The sequence below is a fragment of the Achromobacter sp. PD1 genome (genome assembly GCF_048541815.1).
In the GTDB taxonomy this organism is placed as follows: Bacteria; Pseudomonadota; Gammaproteobacteria; order Burkholderiales; family Burkholderiaceae_B; genus Achromobacter; species Achromobacter bronchisepticus_A.
Genome location: NZ_CP183349.1, coordinates 1,500,231 through 1,515,659, shown reverse-complemented (window position 1 = coordinate 1,515,659; position 15,429 = coordinate 1,500,231). Strand labels below are relative to the sequence as shown.

The 15,429-nt window shown below is 62.0% G+C and carries 21 protein-coding genes; 1 reads left to right on the top strand and 20 read right to left on the bottom strand.

Going from position 1 to position 15,429, the window contains the following annotated elements; genetic code table 11:
• Positions 1–747 (bottom strand): Gp138 family membrane-puncturing spike protein, encoded by a 747-nt coding sequence (locus tag ACM1PE_RS07050; protein WP_419342813.1) that lies wholly within the window; start codon positions 745–747, stop codon positions 1–3.
• A 9-nt stretch (positions 748–756) separates the two neighbouring features.
• Between ACM1PE_RS07050 and ACM1PE_RS07045 the strand changes: the two genes are divergently transcribed.
• Positions 757–1,173 (top strand): hypothetical protein, encoded by a 417-nt coding sequence (locus ACM1PE_RS07045; protein ID WP_419342812.1) that lies wholly within the window; start codon positions 757–759, stop codon positions 1,171–1,173.
• Here the strand turns inward: ACM1PE_RS07045 and ACM1PE_RS07040 are convergent.
• From ACM1PE_RS07040 to ACM1PE_RS06950, 19 genes are all read right to left on the bottom strand, one after another.
• Positions 1,170–2,192: a phage protein gene (locus ACM1PE_RS07040; RefSeq protein WP_419342811.1), complete on the bottom strand. Its 1,023-nt coding sequence runs from the start codon at positions 2,190–2,192 to the stop codon at positions 1,170–1,172. The two genes, ACM1PE_RS07045 and ACM1PE_RS07040, sit on opposite strands and share 4 nt — an antisense overlap.
• Positions 2,193–2,195: 3 nt before the next feature.
• A complete protein-coding gene (locus ACM1PE_RS07035) occupies positions 2,196–2,498 on the bottom strand; it encodes a phage baseplate plug family protein (protein WP_419342810.1) in 303 nt (100 codons plus the stop codon).
• A 1-nt stretch (position 2,499) separates the two neighbouring features.
• Positions 2,500–3,102 (bottom strand): phage baseplate protein, encoded by a 603-nt coding sequence (locus tag ACM1PE_RS07030; RefSeq protein ID WP_419342809.1) that lies wholly within the window; start codon positions 3,100–3,102, stop codon positions 2,500–2,502.
• On the bottom strand, positions 3,099–5,039 hold the full coding sequence (locus ACM1PE_RS07025) for a lytic transglycosylase domain-containing protein (protein ID WP_419342808.1): 1,941 nt from the start codon (positions 5,037–5,039) through the stop codon (positions 3,099–3,101). Before ACM1PE_RS07025 ends, ACM1PE_RS07030 begins: the two co-directional genes overlap by 4 nt.
• Positions 5,023–5,145 (bottom strand): DUF6889 family protein, encoded by a 123-nt coding sequence (locus ACM1PE_RS07020; RefSeq protein ID WP_419343817.1) that lies wholly within the window; start codon positions 5,143–5,145, stop codon positions 5,023–5,025. Before ACM1PE_RS07020 ends, ACM1PE_RS07025 begins: the two co-directional genes overlap by 17 nt.
• Before the next feature lie 74 nt (positions 5,146–5,219).
• The gene (locus ACM1PE_RS07015; RefSeq protein WP_419342807.1) at positions 5,220–5,663 is read right to left on the bottom strand and encodes a phage tail assembly chaperone; all 444 of its coding nucleotides are present in this window, start codon (positions 5,661–5,663) and stop codon (positions 5,220–5,222) included.
• Positions 5,664–5,670: 7 nt separating this feature from the next.
• On the bottom strand, positions 5,671–6,189 hold the full coding sequence (locus tag ACM1PE_RS07010; protein WP_419342806.1) for an HNH endonuclease: 519 nt from the start codon (positions 6,187–6,189) through the stop codon (positions 5,671–5,673).
• A complete protein-coding gene (locus ACM1PE_RS07005) occupies positions 6,189–6,629 on the bottom strand; it encodes a phage structural protein (RefSeq protein ID WP_419342805.1) in 441 nt (146 codons plus the stop codon). Before ACM1PE_RS07005 ends, ACM1PE_RS07010 begins: the two co-directional genes overlap by 1 nt.
• A gap of 9 nt (positions 6,630–6,638) precedes the next feature.
• Positions 6,639–8,114, bottom strand: a complete 1,476-nt coding sequence (locus tag ACM1PE_RS07000) for a DUF3383 domain-containing protein (RefSeq protein WP_419342804.1) — start codon at positions 8,112–8,114, stop codon at positions 6,639–6,641.
• A gap of 69 nt (positions 8,115–8,183) precedes the next feature.
• The gene (locus ACM1PE_RS06995) at positions 8,184–8,768 is read right to left on the bottom strand and encodes a phage neck terminator protein (RefSeq protein WP_419342802.1); all 585 of its coding nucleotides are present in this window, start codon (positions 8,766–8,768) and stop codon (positions 8,184–8,186) included.
• A gap of 3 nt (positions 8,769–8,771) precedes the next feature.
• Positions 8,772–9,146, bottom strand: coding sequence for a hypothetical protein (locus ACM1PE_RS06990; RefSeq protein WP_419342801.1), 375 nt, complete (start codon positions 9,144–9,146; stop codon positions 8,772–8,774).
• Positions 9,147–9,148: 2 nt separating this feature from the next.
• Positions 9,149–9,628: a hypothetical protein gene (locus tag ACM1PE_RS06985; RefSeq protein WP_419342799.1), complete on the bottom strand. Its 480-nt coding sequence runs from the start codon at positions 9,626–9,628 to the stop codon at positions 9,149–9,151.
• Positions 9,625–10,008, bottom strand: coding sequence for a DUF4054 domain-containing protein (locus ACM1PE_RS06980; protein WP_419342797.1), 384 nt, complete (start codon positions 10,006–10,008; stop codon positions 9,625–9,627). The genes ACM1PE_RS06985 and ACM1PE_RS06980 overlap by 4 nt, the downstream gene beginning before the upstream one ends.
• Positions 10,009–10,017: 9 nt before the next feature.
• A complete protein-coding gene (locus ACM1PE_RS06975; protein ID WP_419342795.1) occupies positions 10,018–10,380 on the bottom strand; it encodes an STY1053 family phage-associated protein in 363 nt (120 codons plus the stop codon).
• Between the two features lie 10 nt (positions 10,381–10,390).
• The gene (locus tag ACM1PE_RS06970) at positions 10,391–11,413 is read right to left on the bottom strand and encodes a DUF2184 domain-containing protein (protein WP_419342794.1); all 1,023 of its coding nucleotides are present in this window, start codon (positions 11,411–11,413) and stop codon (positions 10,391–10,393) included.
• A gap of 61 nt (positions 11,414–11,474) precedes the next feature.
• Entirely contained in the window at positions 11,475–11,960 is a 486-nt protein-coding gene (locus ACM1PE_RS06965) for a structural cement protein Gp24 (protein WP_338329177.1), read from the bottom strand.
• Positions 11,961–11,975: 15 nt separating this feature from the next.
• On the bottom strand, positions 11,976–13,247 hold the full coding sequence (locus ACM1PE_RS06960) for a DUF2213 domain-containing protein (protein ID WP_419342793.1): 1,272 nt from the start codon (positions 13,245–13,247) through the stop codon (positions 11,976–11,978).
• Positions 13,244–13,921 carry a phage minor head protein gene (locus ACM1PE_RS06955; RefSeq protein ID WP_419342792.1) on the bottom strand — a complete coding sequence of 226 codons (678 nt, stop codon included), beginning with the start codon at positions 13,919–13,921 and terminating at the stop codon, positions 13,244–13,246. Before ACM1PE_RS06955 ends, ACM1PE_RS06960 begins: the two co-directional genes overlap by 4 nt.
• Positions 13,922–13,973: 52 nt before the next feature.
• Entirely contained in the window at positions 13,974–15,425 is a 1,452-nt protein-coding gene (locus ACM1PE_RS06950) for a DUF1073 domain-containing protein (RefSeq protein ID WP_419342791.1), read from the bottom strand.
• Positions 15,426–15,429 lie beyond the last annotated feature (4 nt).

Below are 15,429 nucleotides of genomic sequence, written 5' to 3'. Positions count from 1 at the left end.
CTACACAACAGGCCCGGAGTTGGACGAGCCACCCTGCACGCCGCTGTGGGCGTGCGTGTCGTCGATGCGCTTACCGTTCGAGGTCAGCGACCCGAAGAAGTTGATGGTGCCTGTGATCGTCGCCGCGGCACCCGATACCGCGCTGCCGATCAAGCCGCCCAGGAACGTAAAGAGGCCGGTCACGGTCACCCTCTCGCTGAATGTGGCATGCGGCGTGATCACCTCCAGGCCGCCAGGCGCCACGATGCGCAGCTTGTGGCTGCTCGGGTCCAGTTCAAAGAACGCCTGGCCGTCGTCGCTGCGCAACTGCGTGGCGCTGGTACTGATGCTCGGAACGGTGTGCGGCTGGGACCGGACGCCCACGAAGACGAAGCCGTCCGACAGGTCATGCATACGCCGCTCGGCCTGCTCCTGAATGCCGCCCGACTGCCACCAGCTATCGATGCACCGCGACGAGAAAACAACCAAACACTCATCACCGGCCTTGACGGGAAACGTCAGCGTACAATTCCCGCCAGATGGGAAGTGGACCGGGCAGTCCGTCAGTAGCGGCAACGCCGTGGCGACGAACGTCTCATCCTCCCCGCGAATCGGCATCATGATCGACGGCTGCACGGCACAGGTCTGGGCGGCTGGATCGAACGATTGCACGATGCCGGGTAGCGCCGTCCACATCTCTGCCTGCAGCCCTCGAAATGACTGGCGAAATGCCAGTTCTGGATTGTCGGACCTTTCGATTCGCTTCATGGTGCCTATATGAAAAAAATTTTGCTGGCCCTGGCGCTGATTGGCTTCAATGCGCAGGCCGAGGACGTCTACGTCTTTCCAGGCTATGACGATGTCGGCAATGAAATGCCCAAAAAGGAAATTATCTATACGCTCTACACGAGCCGTCCTTGCCCCCTTCCGATAGCCAACCAGAAGAATCTGAAGCTGGCCGACATCTACAACCTGCAGCGCCCGTCTAAGGGGTGCTGGGGGATTGCCCTTGAGCCGACGAAAAGCCAGGTCGTGGTCATCGGTGAATACGGCAGCATCGCTTCCGATCTAAACCTGACGAACTTTGCTCGCGCGAAGATCAATGGATCCGGTGCATACATCATTCAGGGGCCTGCCATGAGCCCAGAGCAATACCGCGCGAACGTGAAGCGATATCAGGACTCGCTGCGCTAAAGGTTGGTCTTTACGACCATCAGATCCGGGTCAGCGGCCTTTCCGATCCGAGCGAAACCGAGGAACCCGGACACGTCTGCTGACAAGCAAACCACCTCGGTGTACCAATCGTTGCCACGCGTATCCCCCCAATGCTCCGCAAGCATCACGTAGTAGTAACCCTCTTCCTGAAGGGCGCTCTGCATTGCCACTCTCGAGTTTTCCGCTTGTTGGTCTGCCACAGGGCTGTATTCGTACAGCTGGATCGCTTCGTTCTTCAGTCGGATCAGCGTTCCGATTTTCACGCTAGGATTGAGCAACATGCGAGCGGTGATGCCGTTCGACGTTTGCTCCGGCAGCCCGACCAAACCAGAATCAGGACCAATCTCGGGGACATCGCCAGGGTTGTAGGAAGTCTCTGGCCACATGACCGCCTTGCCATCCTGAATGCTCCAGACGGATTGGCTGGTGCGGGCCACGCCGGCCATAAAATCTCGGGCTAAGCCGAACATCACCTTTCCCCGCGGCAGTCGTCGCTCCGTCAGCGGCGCCATATACCCCTTCGTGACGCCCTTGGGAGCCATGGCCTTAAGCGAAGCGTCGACCACATCCTGCATGGTGGCGCCGGCCGCCAGCGTCGTGTTCACGAAGCCGAAGTTGTAGGCGCTGTCACCGTCGGCGGCCAGAATGTCCACGTACGTGTCGGTCTGGTTCTCTCGCCCGATCCGTACCTGAATGATCGTTCCGTCGAAAATGATGCCGTAGTTGCCCTCATACCCGGCCTGCAAAACGACACGGGTGAATTCCTTCATCGTGCGCAGTGCCGTCTGGGGCGCCACGTTATAGACGCGGACTCGGAGCGTGTTTGGCGTCTGCACGTCGCCGCGCTTGATACGGAAGATGAAGCGCAGATCGGACAGGTCCAGCGCGTCCTCGGTGCCGACGATCAACGAAGCCTTCCGGATCCACTGTTCAGTGTCTTCGGCTGCCGTGACGTCGTCGCCGTAGGTGGTGATGGCGGGGAGTTCTTGGGCGGTCAAAGCCTACTCCTTGGTGACCCAAAATAGTCGTGATCCGAACCCGAGGTCCTCGAACGTGGGCAACTCGTCTGGGCTGGTGGCACCCTGCACGAATAGCCCTCCCAGGAATCCCAGATGTCTGAACTGCTCCAACAGGTCGGCGCCAGTGACAAGCGGGATTCCGCCTACCAAAAGATTGCCCCCGCCGTCGGCGATGTCGACTGTCCAGCCGCCGCGGTAAAGGAGCGTCAGGCGGTAGTCGATGCCGCCCAGCGTGATGCCGAAGGTTTGAGGCGCTGGCGTCAGCGGGATCTCATACACAGCCATGTCAACCTCCAATGGAACTGGGAACGGGCAATGCTCCACCCGGTGCCGGCGTGCCTGGTACCGGCGCTTTTGATCCCTTGTTCTCCGTCTCCGCTGTAGCGGCTGGGTCTTCCTGCGCGTCCCGCGGCGGCAGCGTCGTCGCCTTCGTCTTGACGATAATCACCTCGCGCAGGGTGGCCGTGACCATCAGCGCGCCAGACGTCTTATCGTCGTTTATCACCATCAGGCTCTGGATGAGCATGTTCGAGTACTGCCGCCGGCAGGTGACGAGGTCGAACGGCTTGCGGGACTCTTGCAAGGCCAGCAGCTGGGAGTAGACGGCGTCCACATAGGTAGACGTCGCCGGCATGCCGTTGTTCACCTTGGCCGGCGTGCCGCCCAGGATGGCCGTGTAGTCGGAGTTGCTCCACCCACATTTGATGATCACCTCGTTGGGCCGCTTGAAGGCGTGATCGTTGATATTGGCGCCGTTCTCGACGGGATGCTCCGTGATGGTCAGCTCGTCGTGGTAGACCTCTTCCAACGTGGCCGATATCGTGATGTCGCCGATCTTCTTCGACGACAGCAGGATCATGTCCAGGCCCAGCGAATCGATAATGCTCATCCTTGTGCCCCGCCAATAGTTCGTACCGCCGCGTCATTGACGCGCCCCTGCTCGTCGGCCACGGCCTCAGCGACCGCCATCGGATCGCGAGCTCCGCTGACATAGATCGTGGTGTTCGCGTTCATCGAGACGGCCCTTCCCTTTTCCACTCCGACGGTCTGCCCCTGATCGGCCCCCGCGTAGTACCCCTGCCACGGCTGTTGGTCCAGCCTGCTGAGCACGTCGCGGTAGTACTTCTGCGATTCGGCCGGCATACCATCCAGGCCAAGTTTGCCAAGGTTCCCGATGCCGCCGTTGTAGGCCGCCAGCGCCTTCTTCAGATCACCGCCAGTCTGCCCAAGCAGCCATTTCAGGTAGCGCGCCGCGGCGTTGGCTGACTGCTCCAGGTCATTCGGATCCTTGAGGCCCACTTCCTTAGCCGTCTCCGGCATGAATTGGAAATGGCCCTCCGCCCCGGCCGGAGACAGCATGTTCTTGCCACGTCCCGATTCCTGCAGCCAAACGCTGTCCAACAAGCCCAGAGGTAAGCCGTATTGCTTCTCCAGGTTGTCGAACAAGGCCCCCGCCATGGGGTTCGGTGGAGCGCTGATTTGAGGGGCGGGAGCAGGTGCGGCGGCCGGCGTAGGCGCGGGCACTGGCGCCGGTGCGGCTTTCAACTGCTCCAGCTTCTTTGTGTACTCGGCAATATCCCGCTCTAGCGGGATCTTCTCCGCTTGGTACTTCGCCGCGTTCCGAGGATCCAGCTCGATCAGTTCGTCCTTTTCCTTGATCCTGGCTTGGCGATCGGCAATACGTTGTTTGATACCCTCTTCCGTGCCGGTCATCTGGTGCTGCAGGTAGGCTCCCCCGATGGCTATAGGAGCGCCGATAGCTGCCGCGGCCAGTGCGGTCGTGCCTATCGTCGCCCCAGCCGCTACGCCAGCGCCAGCTGCCGCAGCGCCACCAGCCGCCGCTCCTGCCTGGGCTGCAGCTGCCGCCCCGCCCACCCCGCGCAATGCCGCCGATAGCTTCCCAAGGCCGCTCAGGATCTGGAAGCCCCCAAGAACCTTCAGAGCAGCCACCGCCAACAGAATGTTGGTCGTCCAGCCGTTGGTTGCCTTGTCCCACTCGACAAACTTCTCGATTACGACGCCAAGGATCGGCAGAATTGTCTCGGCCATCCTGAGCACGACCTGCGCCACATCTGAGATGCGTTTCGCAATTTCTGGCGCGTTGTCCTTGAACCATGCTGAAAACCGCTTCAGCTCAGGCCCGACCTTTTCCTGCAGATCAGCCTGGATCAGCGTGAACATGTTGTCCGCGGTGCGGCCAAGCTCACGGATCGAGTTCATCAGCTCGTGGGCGTCCTTGGCCGCCCGCGACATGCCATTGTTCTCGGACTCCTTACGGATCTGCTGCAGGCGTTCGACGAAAGCCGGATCCCGCATTGCGAGCATCAGGTTCTCGTCGATCCCGAGCACACTGCTGTACTGGCTGGCCAGCCAAGTGGGCTTTGCAGCCATCACGCGGCCGATGTCCGCGACGAGGTCGACCGTGTCGCGCAGATTGCCATTGGCGTCGCGCGTCTGAACTCCCAGGCTAGCGATATACGACTCGCCGGCCGGATTGTTCCGCATGAACTTGGCAATGGCCTCCACACTGCCCAGGGCCACGTCTGCCGACACGCCGAAATCGCGCGCGGCTCCACCAAGCGCCCGCAGGCTATTCTCCGTGGCGCCTACGCGACGGCCGACGAAATACAGGCTCTCGATCTTGGACGCGAAGCCGGCGACGCTGGCGCCGATGGTTAAGGCTGCCCCCTGGATGGTTGCCACCAGGCGCACAACGCCCTTGGTGGAATCCTCAACCCCTTCCTTGAAGGTCTTGAGCCCCTTCTGGTCGACCTTGAAACCAAGCGCGACCAGAAATTCGCGGATCACTTCAGCGTTGCCGGCCATTGCCTTCTTCCCTTGCCCGCCGCGCGAGCACTTCATTGTCAGCCTGCACGGCCGCCGCGTCGTTCATGAGCGCGATGTCGGCCAGGTCGATCGAGCCGTCCAGCAGCTTGTCGTAGTGGATGTGACCGCGCAGGACTGGCGCCAGCAGCCAATCCTCGCCGTCCGGCAGGCTGGCCCAGGCTATTGCGCTTCGGCCGGCCCGCTCCCTTGACTGGTAAGCAGGCCTTGCATAAAAGGGCCAAGGTTCTGGGTGATGACGCGCACGATCAGCGGCAGAATCACGCCCAGATCCATGTCTTGGAACATGCATACACCCTGGCTCGCGCTCCACACGTTGGCCCATGCGCCGTTCTGCTGGCGCTGCACCACGCTGAGGCAGACTCCCATGATGTAGTCCGCGTCCTCATCCTTCATCGCCGCCAGGCCGTCGGTGAACGGCTGTAGCAGCTCACCGAGGCTTGAAGGATCGTCCATCAGCGGTGTTCCGCCCTGGGCCAGACGCAGATACACCGGGATAAGGGGCGGAATGACAGGCGCGATCCGTCGCGACAGGTGAAACTGCTGCTTCGCGTTCAGGCGCCCGATGGAGTAACGGTTCCCGGAAAGTTCGATTTCTGTACCCATAATTTCCTCAAAGTGTGCCGCCGAGGTGCAGGGCACGTTTGGCATTCACGTAGGCGAGACTCGCCTCCGTCGCAGTCAGGAAAAGCCCCAGATGCATCTGCTTGCCCATCACGCAGATCCGGGCTTGCCATTTGTTCCTGGACGGCTGCCAGGTCACGCCCAGAATTCCAGACTGGCTTCCCTTCTGGGCATGTCGCTGGTTCTGTAGATTCGTGACATGGGCAACATCTCTCAGGTTCTCCCAAGAGTTGTTCCCGGGATTTCCATCGACATGGTCCACATCCTCATTCGGCCAAGAACCGGTCACGTGAAGCCAAGCAAGCCTATGGGCCATGTATCGTCGGCCGCGGATTCCCACAACGACATATCCGCCTCGATTTCGAGAGCCCGCAACAGTGCCGGCGGCCGCAAGTACGCGCCCCTTTCCGGTCGTGATGTCGCGGTGCCAACGAAACTCTCCGGACATGGCGTCGTAGTCCAACAGCGCGCGGATTTCCTCGGCGGAAAGATCTTGGCGCCTCGACATCAGTAGGTCCCCAGCAGGGTGTCCACCTTTAGGCAGTCGAACACCCACTCGACGATATCGCCGTCCTTGGCGTAGGTCAGATCCGGCTTTCGCTTGAAAGCACAAGACCGGCAGGCCGTGACGTCATTGCTGGCGCTGTTGGTCACCGTGATCAGGTTCTTGCCCCACAGCCGGCTGTCCAACGACTGGGCGTCATACAGCGCCTGTAGCAGTGCATTGGTGGGCGACGTCTTCAAGTATCGCAGTGTGACCTGGCCGGACTTGTCGGCGTGCAGACTATGCATGCCCTCGCCGTCCGCCCCGATCATCATGGTGTTCTTGTCCGCGCCTGGCGCGATCGTGATCCCCTCTTCTGCATTCGCCGAGCCATAGCCAAGGCTGAACGCGCCGCCGGGCCCGACCAGGTTGGCGGACACATCCATAAAGCTGTAAGTGGTCATGCTTGCCCCTTATCGGTTGACCGTGACCAGAACGTCGACGGTATGAATGGCGCCCGCCTCCTTGGCGGCGACCTGGAACGGAACCGCCTTGCGCGCCTCGCGGTCGGCCTGCGACTGCGTAGCGATCGCCGGCGCGTAGACGTAGTAGCCCTTGGCCAGCGTCTCGCCCTGCTTCAGCGCGCCGAAACCTCCCGAGTTCCACACACCTGGCGCCAGGTAGCCGTTGTTGACCGCGGCTTCGCAGGCCGCCTCGATAACCGAGGCGATCAGTTGATTTCCGGCGTCGGTCTGCGGCACCTTGGTGGGGCTGGTGTACAAGAGGTTGTAGACGTCCGTCTGCACGCGGTTGCGGAACCAAATCGCGTTGTAGACCGAGTCGATGAAGATCCCGCTGGGCGTCACACCGTACTGGATGATGGCCGTATCGTTGTCGTAAGCCACGAACACGTTGCAGCGTTTGGCCTCCAATGTGTTGGCCTGCGTGCTCGTCAACGTCTCGGCCACAATCCCCGGCTCCTGCTTGTACATGAGCGTGATCGTGGTGTTATTGGCGTTGAAGTTCACCGTCAACAGGCGCCCCAGCAGAGAGGCGGCAGCATAAGAATTGCTACTCGAGAACTGCACCATCGAGTATTTGTAACTGAGCGCCTTGAACTGGCTCGCTATATCCGTCGTAGAGACAGGATCCAGCACCTGGGCCTCCTTCGTACTGACCGCGTACAGGTGGCGCTGATCGGCCTCGATCAATGCAGCCACCTCCAGATGGTCGCTGTCTTCCATAGCGGCATCGGCAAAGGTCAGGCCCAGGAACTTGTTAGCAAAGCGATCCAGGAACACCGCCACAGCATCGACAGGGCTCTCTGCAACAATCCCAGGCTCGGGCGCGCTTGCTTGCGTCGAGGTCAATCCGAGCATTGCGGATACGTCGGTACCCGTTGCCGGCGCAGTCGCATAGCCAATGGTCGAAGCAACGCCGGTCGTGTCGGAGGTAACCACAAACTGCGATCCATTCCAGACCACCGATGCGCCGGTCAGAGCCGTGTCGATTTGGCTGGCTACGCCATTGAGATTGGTCTCCGTCGAAAAGTCCAGGGCAGCGACGGTTTTTTCCGCCCCGTCGACCTGAATCTTGAAGCCGCCAGCTGTCACGGCGTTCCACACCGTCATGTCTTTTTGAGCGGCGGAAAGCACAGCCCCGCGCAACGAGCCCGCACTGGCCGTCTTGGCCCAACGGCCGATATAGACCTGGGCCGGCTGAGGTGTTTGTTGGAAGTACAGCGCCGCTGCCAGATACTCGGGCGCCGTTGTCCCGAAATCCGCCGCTACGGCATCGATATCTCCGTACGCCCGCATGCGCTCACCTGTGCCGATGACGGTAGAAGCTCCCAGGAGCAGAGCAGTGTTCAGATTCGCACCCTGTGCGGCCAGGGGTGACATGTTGATCGATACGTTGATCAGACGAGATACAGGCAGTCCATTGGCCATGGGATCCTCTACGATCGGAAAAAGAAAAGCCGCCCGGAGGCGGCTAAATACGGTGCTAAGGGGGGGGCTTTATGGAACCGAGTCCACTACCGCCCCGCCGGCTTCGGTGTGTGTCGTCGTCTCCGCACTCAGAAGGTTGAGAACGGAATAGGTGCGGCTGATCTTCCTGCGCAGAAAAATGACCACGTCATAGCGACGTACCCAAACGTTGTTGACCAACTCCGGCACAGCCCGAATTGGGCCGGTACCAATCACCGCCATTTCTCGCAGACCCAGCGCCTCCCGGTTCTGCGGGATTCCCACGCCATCGGCCAGCGCTTGGGCCCGCATCTTCGCCTGGCCCCCATAGAAGGTACACAGCAGCTCGATGTCCTGGTGCCGCCAGTAGATGTCCCGCCCATCGCCAGCTGGATCGTGCAAGATCGCCGGAGAAGCGTCGGGAGTCTGGTCGGAGATTCCAATAGCGCACCAATTTTCGTCTGGGTTCGGCGGCTGCTTCGGTGTCGTGGGCTGCCAGCGCGGTCGGACGGCCCCCGCGGGTAGTCCAGAGATACCCCGGACCATCTGGCTCAGAAGCCGATCGAGCTCCAGATCTTCCTCGGGCGGCGTCGCGGCGGCGGGAGAGAGATAGCCACCGGTCGAACTGTCGTTCATAGCTCACCCACTGAAAGGGGTTTTCAGGTCGCAGGTAGCGCAGACGAAGCCGCGCCCAAAGTGCGAATAGTCATTGACGTTAACCACCGTATAGGTACGACCCTGCCACACGATCTCGTCCGCGTCCTGGCCAGCGCTGCCGTCCGACAGACGGAAGATGGTGTGGACCGTGATCGAGCCAACGATGCGCGACCCGTCCGCATTGCGATGCAGAAGGTCGCCCTTGTCGCTGGTGACGACCGCGGCGAATGGGTGGGCGGTCGCTGTGTTGGTGGCGATGCCATCAACGTCAATCGTCTGGGCCATCCGATTGCAGACCAGGCCGGTGTCCATGAAGTCCGGATCAAGCAGAACGTCGGTGACATCAAGAAGCGCCATCTCTATCCCCTCTTTCGAACCACATAGGTAATCGAGTTTCGATACTGCGCGGTGTCGACCAGCGTATTCTCGCGAGTGACGCCGCGCCGGCGGCGATCTGCGAGCGTCCGTTCGGAAAGCGCCGGCTGCACGTTGCTGTTGACCTTCGCCTTGACCGCGCTTGCCGCCACGATCCCGGCGCGGTTCAGGCGGGTATCCACCAGCTGCGCATCGCCGTCAAGCGCAGCATTTACGCCGGCCTGCAGTTCGGGTTCGACCTTCGGGCGCGCGTCCTGCACGCCTGGCAGCAGATGCGGCCGCGGCGGTAAGTTGTTCGCCGGCGAGCCGTGCTCCAAGATGTAGCCGATCTGGGCATTGGACAACGGGCCTTCCTTACGGTCTGGCGCGCTGTCTGGCACGCCGACCAAGACCTGCTTCTTGACCAGCTCGTTAATCGAGGCCAAGACGCCATCTAAGCGATCGACGCGGAATTTCCCGCTCATAGCTGCACGCCTCCGGCGCCGAACAACCGCGCCAACTGCAGGAACCGGATCCCGTAGGTAGTCAGGTTCCAGAACCCGCCGTCCTCCAGCGCCACCGAGCCCGCGTCATATCCGACGCTGACCTTGTCAACCGCCTTGGACGTCGTCGGCCCCTTCACCGAGCCCGGGACCGCTCCGACGCTGGCCGCCTGATCATTCTGCCGCCCGATAGCCAGATGGTGTGCGACGAACAGCTCGATCGCGTAGGGGAGCATTTCGCCCCACCGGCACTCCGGAAGCAGCTTTTCCGCCACCCGAAGGTAGAAGTCGACCTGCGAATCCGGATAGATCAGCAGGTCCGAGAACTCAGGAAAGTCCTGGCGGAAAGTGGCTGCGTCCATTGTGCGTCCCTATTTGGTAGTTTTCGGCTTGGCAGCCGCGGCCTGTTCGGCATCGACCACCGCCTGCTCACGCTGGGCCACAGCCTTTTCGCGCTCGTCCAGGCTGGCCTCGCGCTTATCGGCCGCCTGCTCGCGCTGGGCGACCTTCAACTCGGCATCCTGAAGCACCTTGGCGCGCGCGTCCAGCTCCGAAAGCAACGCATCCGCCGCGGCACTGGTGTCCGGGTCCAGCGCCGGCTCGTCGCCGACGTGCGCCTTCACATACCAGTGGCTGGCGGTTTCGGCGTCCACAGTGTGGTTGCCGACCGTGAAATGCCGCTTTTCCCCGCCCAGCTGCAGCGTGAATTCGCGGTTGACGTAGATTTTCGGCATGCCGTTCTCCTTAGATGCCGTCGCGGTAGCCCAGCGTTTCCGGGTACACGAATTCGACGGCGCCCAGACGGCCGAAATAGGTCGTCATCTGGTAGATGCTGCGGTATTCCAGCGGAGTACGCTGCAGAGGCACCAGCGGGAAGCGCACGCGCTGCTGGTCTTGCGTGTAGACCATCATGCGGTTGGCATTGCTGGCGCCGCGCTGATACAGCCACTTCAGCGGCTGGATGTCCAGCGGCCGGCCGTTGACGCTGTTGGCCAGGCTGTTCTGGCGCAGGAATTCCAGCACCGAGATATTGCCCGCGCTGGAGACCAGCGTGCCGACCAGCTTGGAATACTGGATCGGCGGCAGCAGCAGCTTGCTGGGGCAGATTGCATAGCCGGATGCGGCCCAAGTGCTGTTGATCAGCTCGTTCACGTCGTCCAGCATCTGCTGCGGCGTGGCCGTGGCCCAGTTGCCCGTCTGCGCATTGCTCGAGTTCGTGACCTTCGGGCTGTTGACCAGACCGTACAAGCCCAGCGTGGCGTCACCGATGTACACCTGTTCATCGATGTCCATGTTGTGCTTGAGCTGCATGCCGGCGTACTTCTGCTGGTCGACGGGGCGGCCCAACTTCTGCGCAGACTCCAGCTCGGGGATGGTCCAGCCCAGTTCCATGCCCCACAGGGTCAGGGGGCTGGCCGTCTTGCCGATGTCCAGGGCCAAGCCTTGGATGGAATTGGCATCCTTGCCGATCCAGCTCTTGCCAGTGGGCGACGGACCGCCAGCAGCGGCAAAGCTGGAGTTGGTGAAGGACGAGGTTTCGTCAGCAATCGAGACGTCTTCGCGCAGATCGATGTCGCGGGACCAGGTCACGGACGCCAGCGGCGCGTGCAGGGTCTGGTCGAGGCGTTCAAGTTCGCCGATGAGGAAGGCGCCGGCCGAGTCGATCGTCTGGCGGTCGAAGGTGATCATGCTGTCCGTGGTGCGGGCGCGCTTGAGGCGGCGAGTCGCATCCATCACGGCCGCCAGTTCGGTTTTGCTCAGGTTCATGTTTGCTCCGTAGGGGCGAAAAAAAAGGCCACCCGTAGGTGGCCCGTTCCGGTGATGGGGATCAGTTGCGGAAGGAAATTTCGACGTTGCCGTCCGCGTCAGCGCCCGACATGAAGATGGCGTTGATCGCGACGGTGTTGGTGCTGTCGGCTGCGCCTTCCCAGCCGCCCAAAGGCTTGCCAGCCGCCGCAGCAGCGACGCGAATGTACGCTTGGCCGCCAGCCGCCACAGTGGCGCCGCCGTTCAGCTTGACCGTGATGTAGCCGCGGCGCAGGACATCGCCCGGGCCGGAAGCGGGCGGCGTCGCCGTGCCCAGGCCATCGGTGCCCGAATTGGTCGGGAACGGACGGACCAGGACGCCGTACGCGTCGGTGGCAGCTTCGCCGCCGGCGAAGGGCACGAACTTTCCCGCGGCCATCTTGCCGACCAGGCCATAGGCCGAGAACGGCAGGGAAGCGTTCAGGATCTGGGTCTCGACGACCGAGTTTTCCTTACGGCTGACATCGCCCGGAATGCCGGACGGCATGCGATAAACAAATGCGACCATGATGGTGGTTCCTTATTAGTTGCCCGTCCGGGCGTCCCAGAACTTGCGGTTCTGCTCGTTGATGCTGCTGACCGTAGAGGGCCGGCCGAAGTCCTGCGTGGTGATGCCGCTGCGCACGCCGGAGGTGTTGTTTTGGTGGCGGCGCAGGGCTGCCGCGCCATTGAAGATCGTTGACACCGAGGAAGCGTCCATCGTGCCGAACTCGGGCGCGCGGCCAGCCAGGAAGGGATCGATGGCAGCGCGGCCTGCGTCGGTGGCGTAGGCCGTTTCCAGGGCCTTGCGCTGGCAAGCGCAGACAGCATCCGCCGTCTTGACCTTCTTGCTGTCAAAGGTAGGCAGCTTGATGCCGGGCGCCAAGATCTCCGCACCGGAGCGAACCGTAGCCATGTCGCCGGTGTAGGTTTCGCCCTTCGCTTCTGAGTTGTGTTCGGCTTCTTCGGCTTCCAGGACGGTGTCCTTGGTTTCCTTTTCGTCGTCCTTCTCGTCCATCTTGGCTTCCATGTCGCCGACGCGCTTGGTCAGCGTCTGGACGGCACCAAGGATGGCGTCCAGGGTAGCGCCGTCGCCGGTCTTGGCCGACTTGTCATCGTCCTTGTCCTTTTCGTCGTCGTCACCATCGGCATCCGACGTCTCCGCATCCTCCAGCGCCTCTTCCAGTGCGGCTTCGTCCTTGGACTTGAAGGCCGCCCGGATACGGTCCCAGGTACTCTTTTTCTTGCTCATATCGCTTTCCTTATCTCCGATTGCGCAACGCGGGCCGCAGCGGCCACGCTCTACCAGCGCCGTGTGGTTGCCGATGATGTTGCGCTGTACCCCGCGCCCGGGTTCAATCTGTTCGTAGTCCGCGTCATACCCACAGGAAACCTCCCGCAGACCGGCGCGCACTGCATCAATGGCCGCGCGGTCCGTGATCAGCATGTCGGCCAGGATGTAGTCGGCGTCCAAGCCTTCGCCGCGCCGGACGTTCTGGGTGATCCCAACCGCCAATTGCCGCCATGTGTCCGGCGTCACAAACTCGGCGGGGTGGTCCATCGTGACCGGCTTGCCCTCGAAGCTGGCCAGGGTCTCAGACCGGAATACCTCTTCAGGCGTGCGATCGATACGGATGATCCCGTCACGCCCAGGCTCGACCGGCACTTCCCCATCGGCGTACAGCAGCTCGCCGATACGCGCGATCGGTACGCCCTCGCACAGCAGGAATCCGTCATTGGTGACGGATTGCCTCGCGCCCAGGCGTTCGACCGTGTAGAAGCCGCTGGCCATTCGGTCAGTGGTATGCATGCTCATTCCTTTGCCAAGATCGGCTCGGCCCAGCATCGGCAGTTCCAGATCTCTCCAGGGTGGTGCCGGATCCAGTTGGGACGCTTCGCGTCGCCTTCGTTCACCATGGGCGGGTCATCCCAAGCGAACACCTTGCCGTTCATGTGCCTATGGCCAGCACGAACGTCAGAATCTCCCGACGTGCGCCAGATGTAGTGGGTACTGCCAACCGCCTGAGCGCGAGCCTCGGTAAGCTTGGCGGCTGTCCTGGCCACCTCGGTTCGAGCGATCAGGAGTGCACGGCTCTCGGCCACTTTTCCTGAACGCCTGATTTCCTTGGCGATCTCCGCGGCGCGCGTACTGTCCAGCAACGCCTCGGACGTCAGGACATGAACGCGCTTGGCGGCCTCGATCGGGATGCTCTTGATGAGGTCGACTTGCTCACCCATCAATTGCCGCATCACCCGGCCTGTTTCGGCATTGCGCAGCTCCTGCCGAAGTCCCGTCGACAAGTCCCGGGCTCGCTCCATGAAGGCGTCACGGTCGCGCCGGTTCACGTCTGTGACCATCTGTAGCGCGGTAGCGCGCGCCCATTCGGTGAGTGTCTCCGCATAGGCATTGAGCACCGCCGCCATCGGAGGGACTGCGTTGGGCTCGTCGGGCGGAAACGCGTTGATGATCCGCCCGACGTTCTGCGCCACCTTCTTCAGCTGCCGGCCATATGGCCCCTCGGCCCTCCTAGCATTGACCGGATCACGCCGTTGCGGCTGCTTGCGCCCCTGGTGCTTGTCCCGGGTTCTTCCCGATATCGAGCCCAGGTATGCCGACCTCGCCAGGTTCGGGCGGCTCGTCGTCTGCGGCATCAATCTCTTCCTCGGTGATCGTGGCAAACACGCCAGTCTTGTGTCCCGACTTGCGCAGCTCGGACAGCGCCGTCTTGCGACCGATGATGCCTTTGTCGTAGGCATCCGCAACCGCGGATTCGACATCCTTGGCGACTGTCGCCTTCTCGGTATCCGTCAGCTGCCAGCAGGATCGGAACTCGAAGCCGAACTTGTCATCTGGCGGTCGTCCCAGCGTTGACCGATGAACGACGTCCAGCAAGACGCTCATTCCTGCTCGTAGCTGCTTGTCCTGACCGTTTGCGACGTTGTCGTAATAGGTACGCAGGTCCGAATCACCCGAGGCGTTCAGGCCAGCTGGGGACTGTCCGAAGAGGCGGACCAGCGGAATTTGGAGTGCTCCAGAGATCTGCTGGCCGAACTGCAGCAGGACGTTGTCCAAGCCGCTGAATGTGTACTGGTGCGCTTCGAACTCGTCATCCGCATCCATGAGGGTCATACCCTCGTTCGACTGAAAGCGGCGAATGAAGTCGATTTGCTTCATCAGCCCTGCCTCGGCCGGTCCGCCCATGGACAGGATCTCGCGCAGCTTCTTGACCTTGTACGTGCGCAGGTGGGCCTTATAGACCAACTGCGCGGCGCCCTCGGTGGTGCTGTCGAATGCCAGAAGGCGATCCCACAGGCGCTCCAGCACCGATTGACCCCACAAGTTCTCCGCGATGCGCTGCCAGTACGGCAGCTTCAGGCCCTCCAGGCGGATCACGCGGCTGTAGTGCACGCGCTGTCCCGACAAGGCCGGGGCGGCAATCAGGACGTCGTAATACTCCGGCTTGCCAAGGTCTGGGCCGTATTCGCGGACCAGATGCGTCAGCGATGGCTGCACCAGCCAGCGGTCGAGCGGCATCAGCCCCTTGAACTGCCCCTTGCCGATGCTGTCCAGCTTGAGCGGGGTGCTTACGTCCTGGCCATCGACCAGCATGACCGCGATGGCGCCGCCATACAGCCGTGACCACTTGACCGTGTCGCACAAGGCGTCCCACACCTGGAATTGCTCGATCGTCGACTGGATACGCTCCACATCGTCCGGGTCAATGTCGCTGGCCAGCTCGATACCCGCGCGCGTCATGTCTTCGGCGACGGCGTCAACAGCCATCCCGCAGATCCAAGACGAGCGGTAGGCCGCCTCCATCTGGATGCGGTTCCGGCTGACCAGGTCGAACGTGTAACGCCCCTGGGACGCCTGATTGTTCGCCTGGATGCCCACGCGTGCTTCGATGTTAGCGAAGGAATCGCGGGCCGGCGCGGTGACAGTGGCCTGAGCGTCTTTACGCGCTGCGACCTTTCCGAATGAGCGACGGCCCATGGTT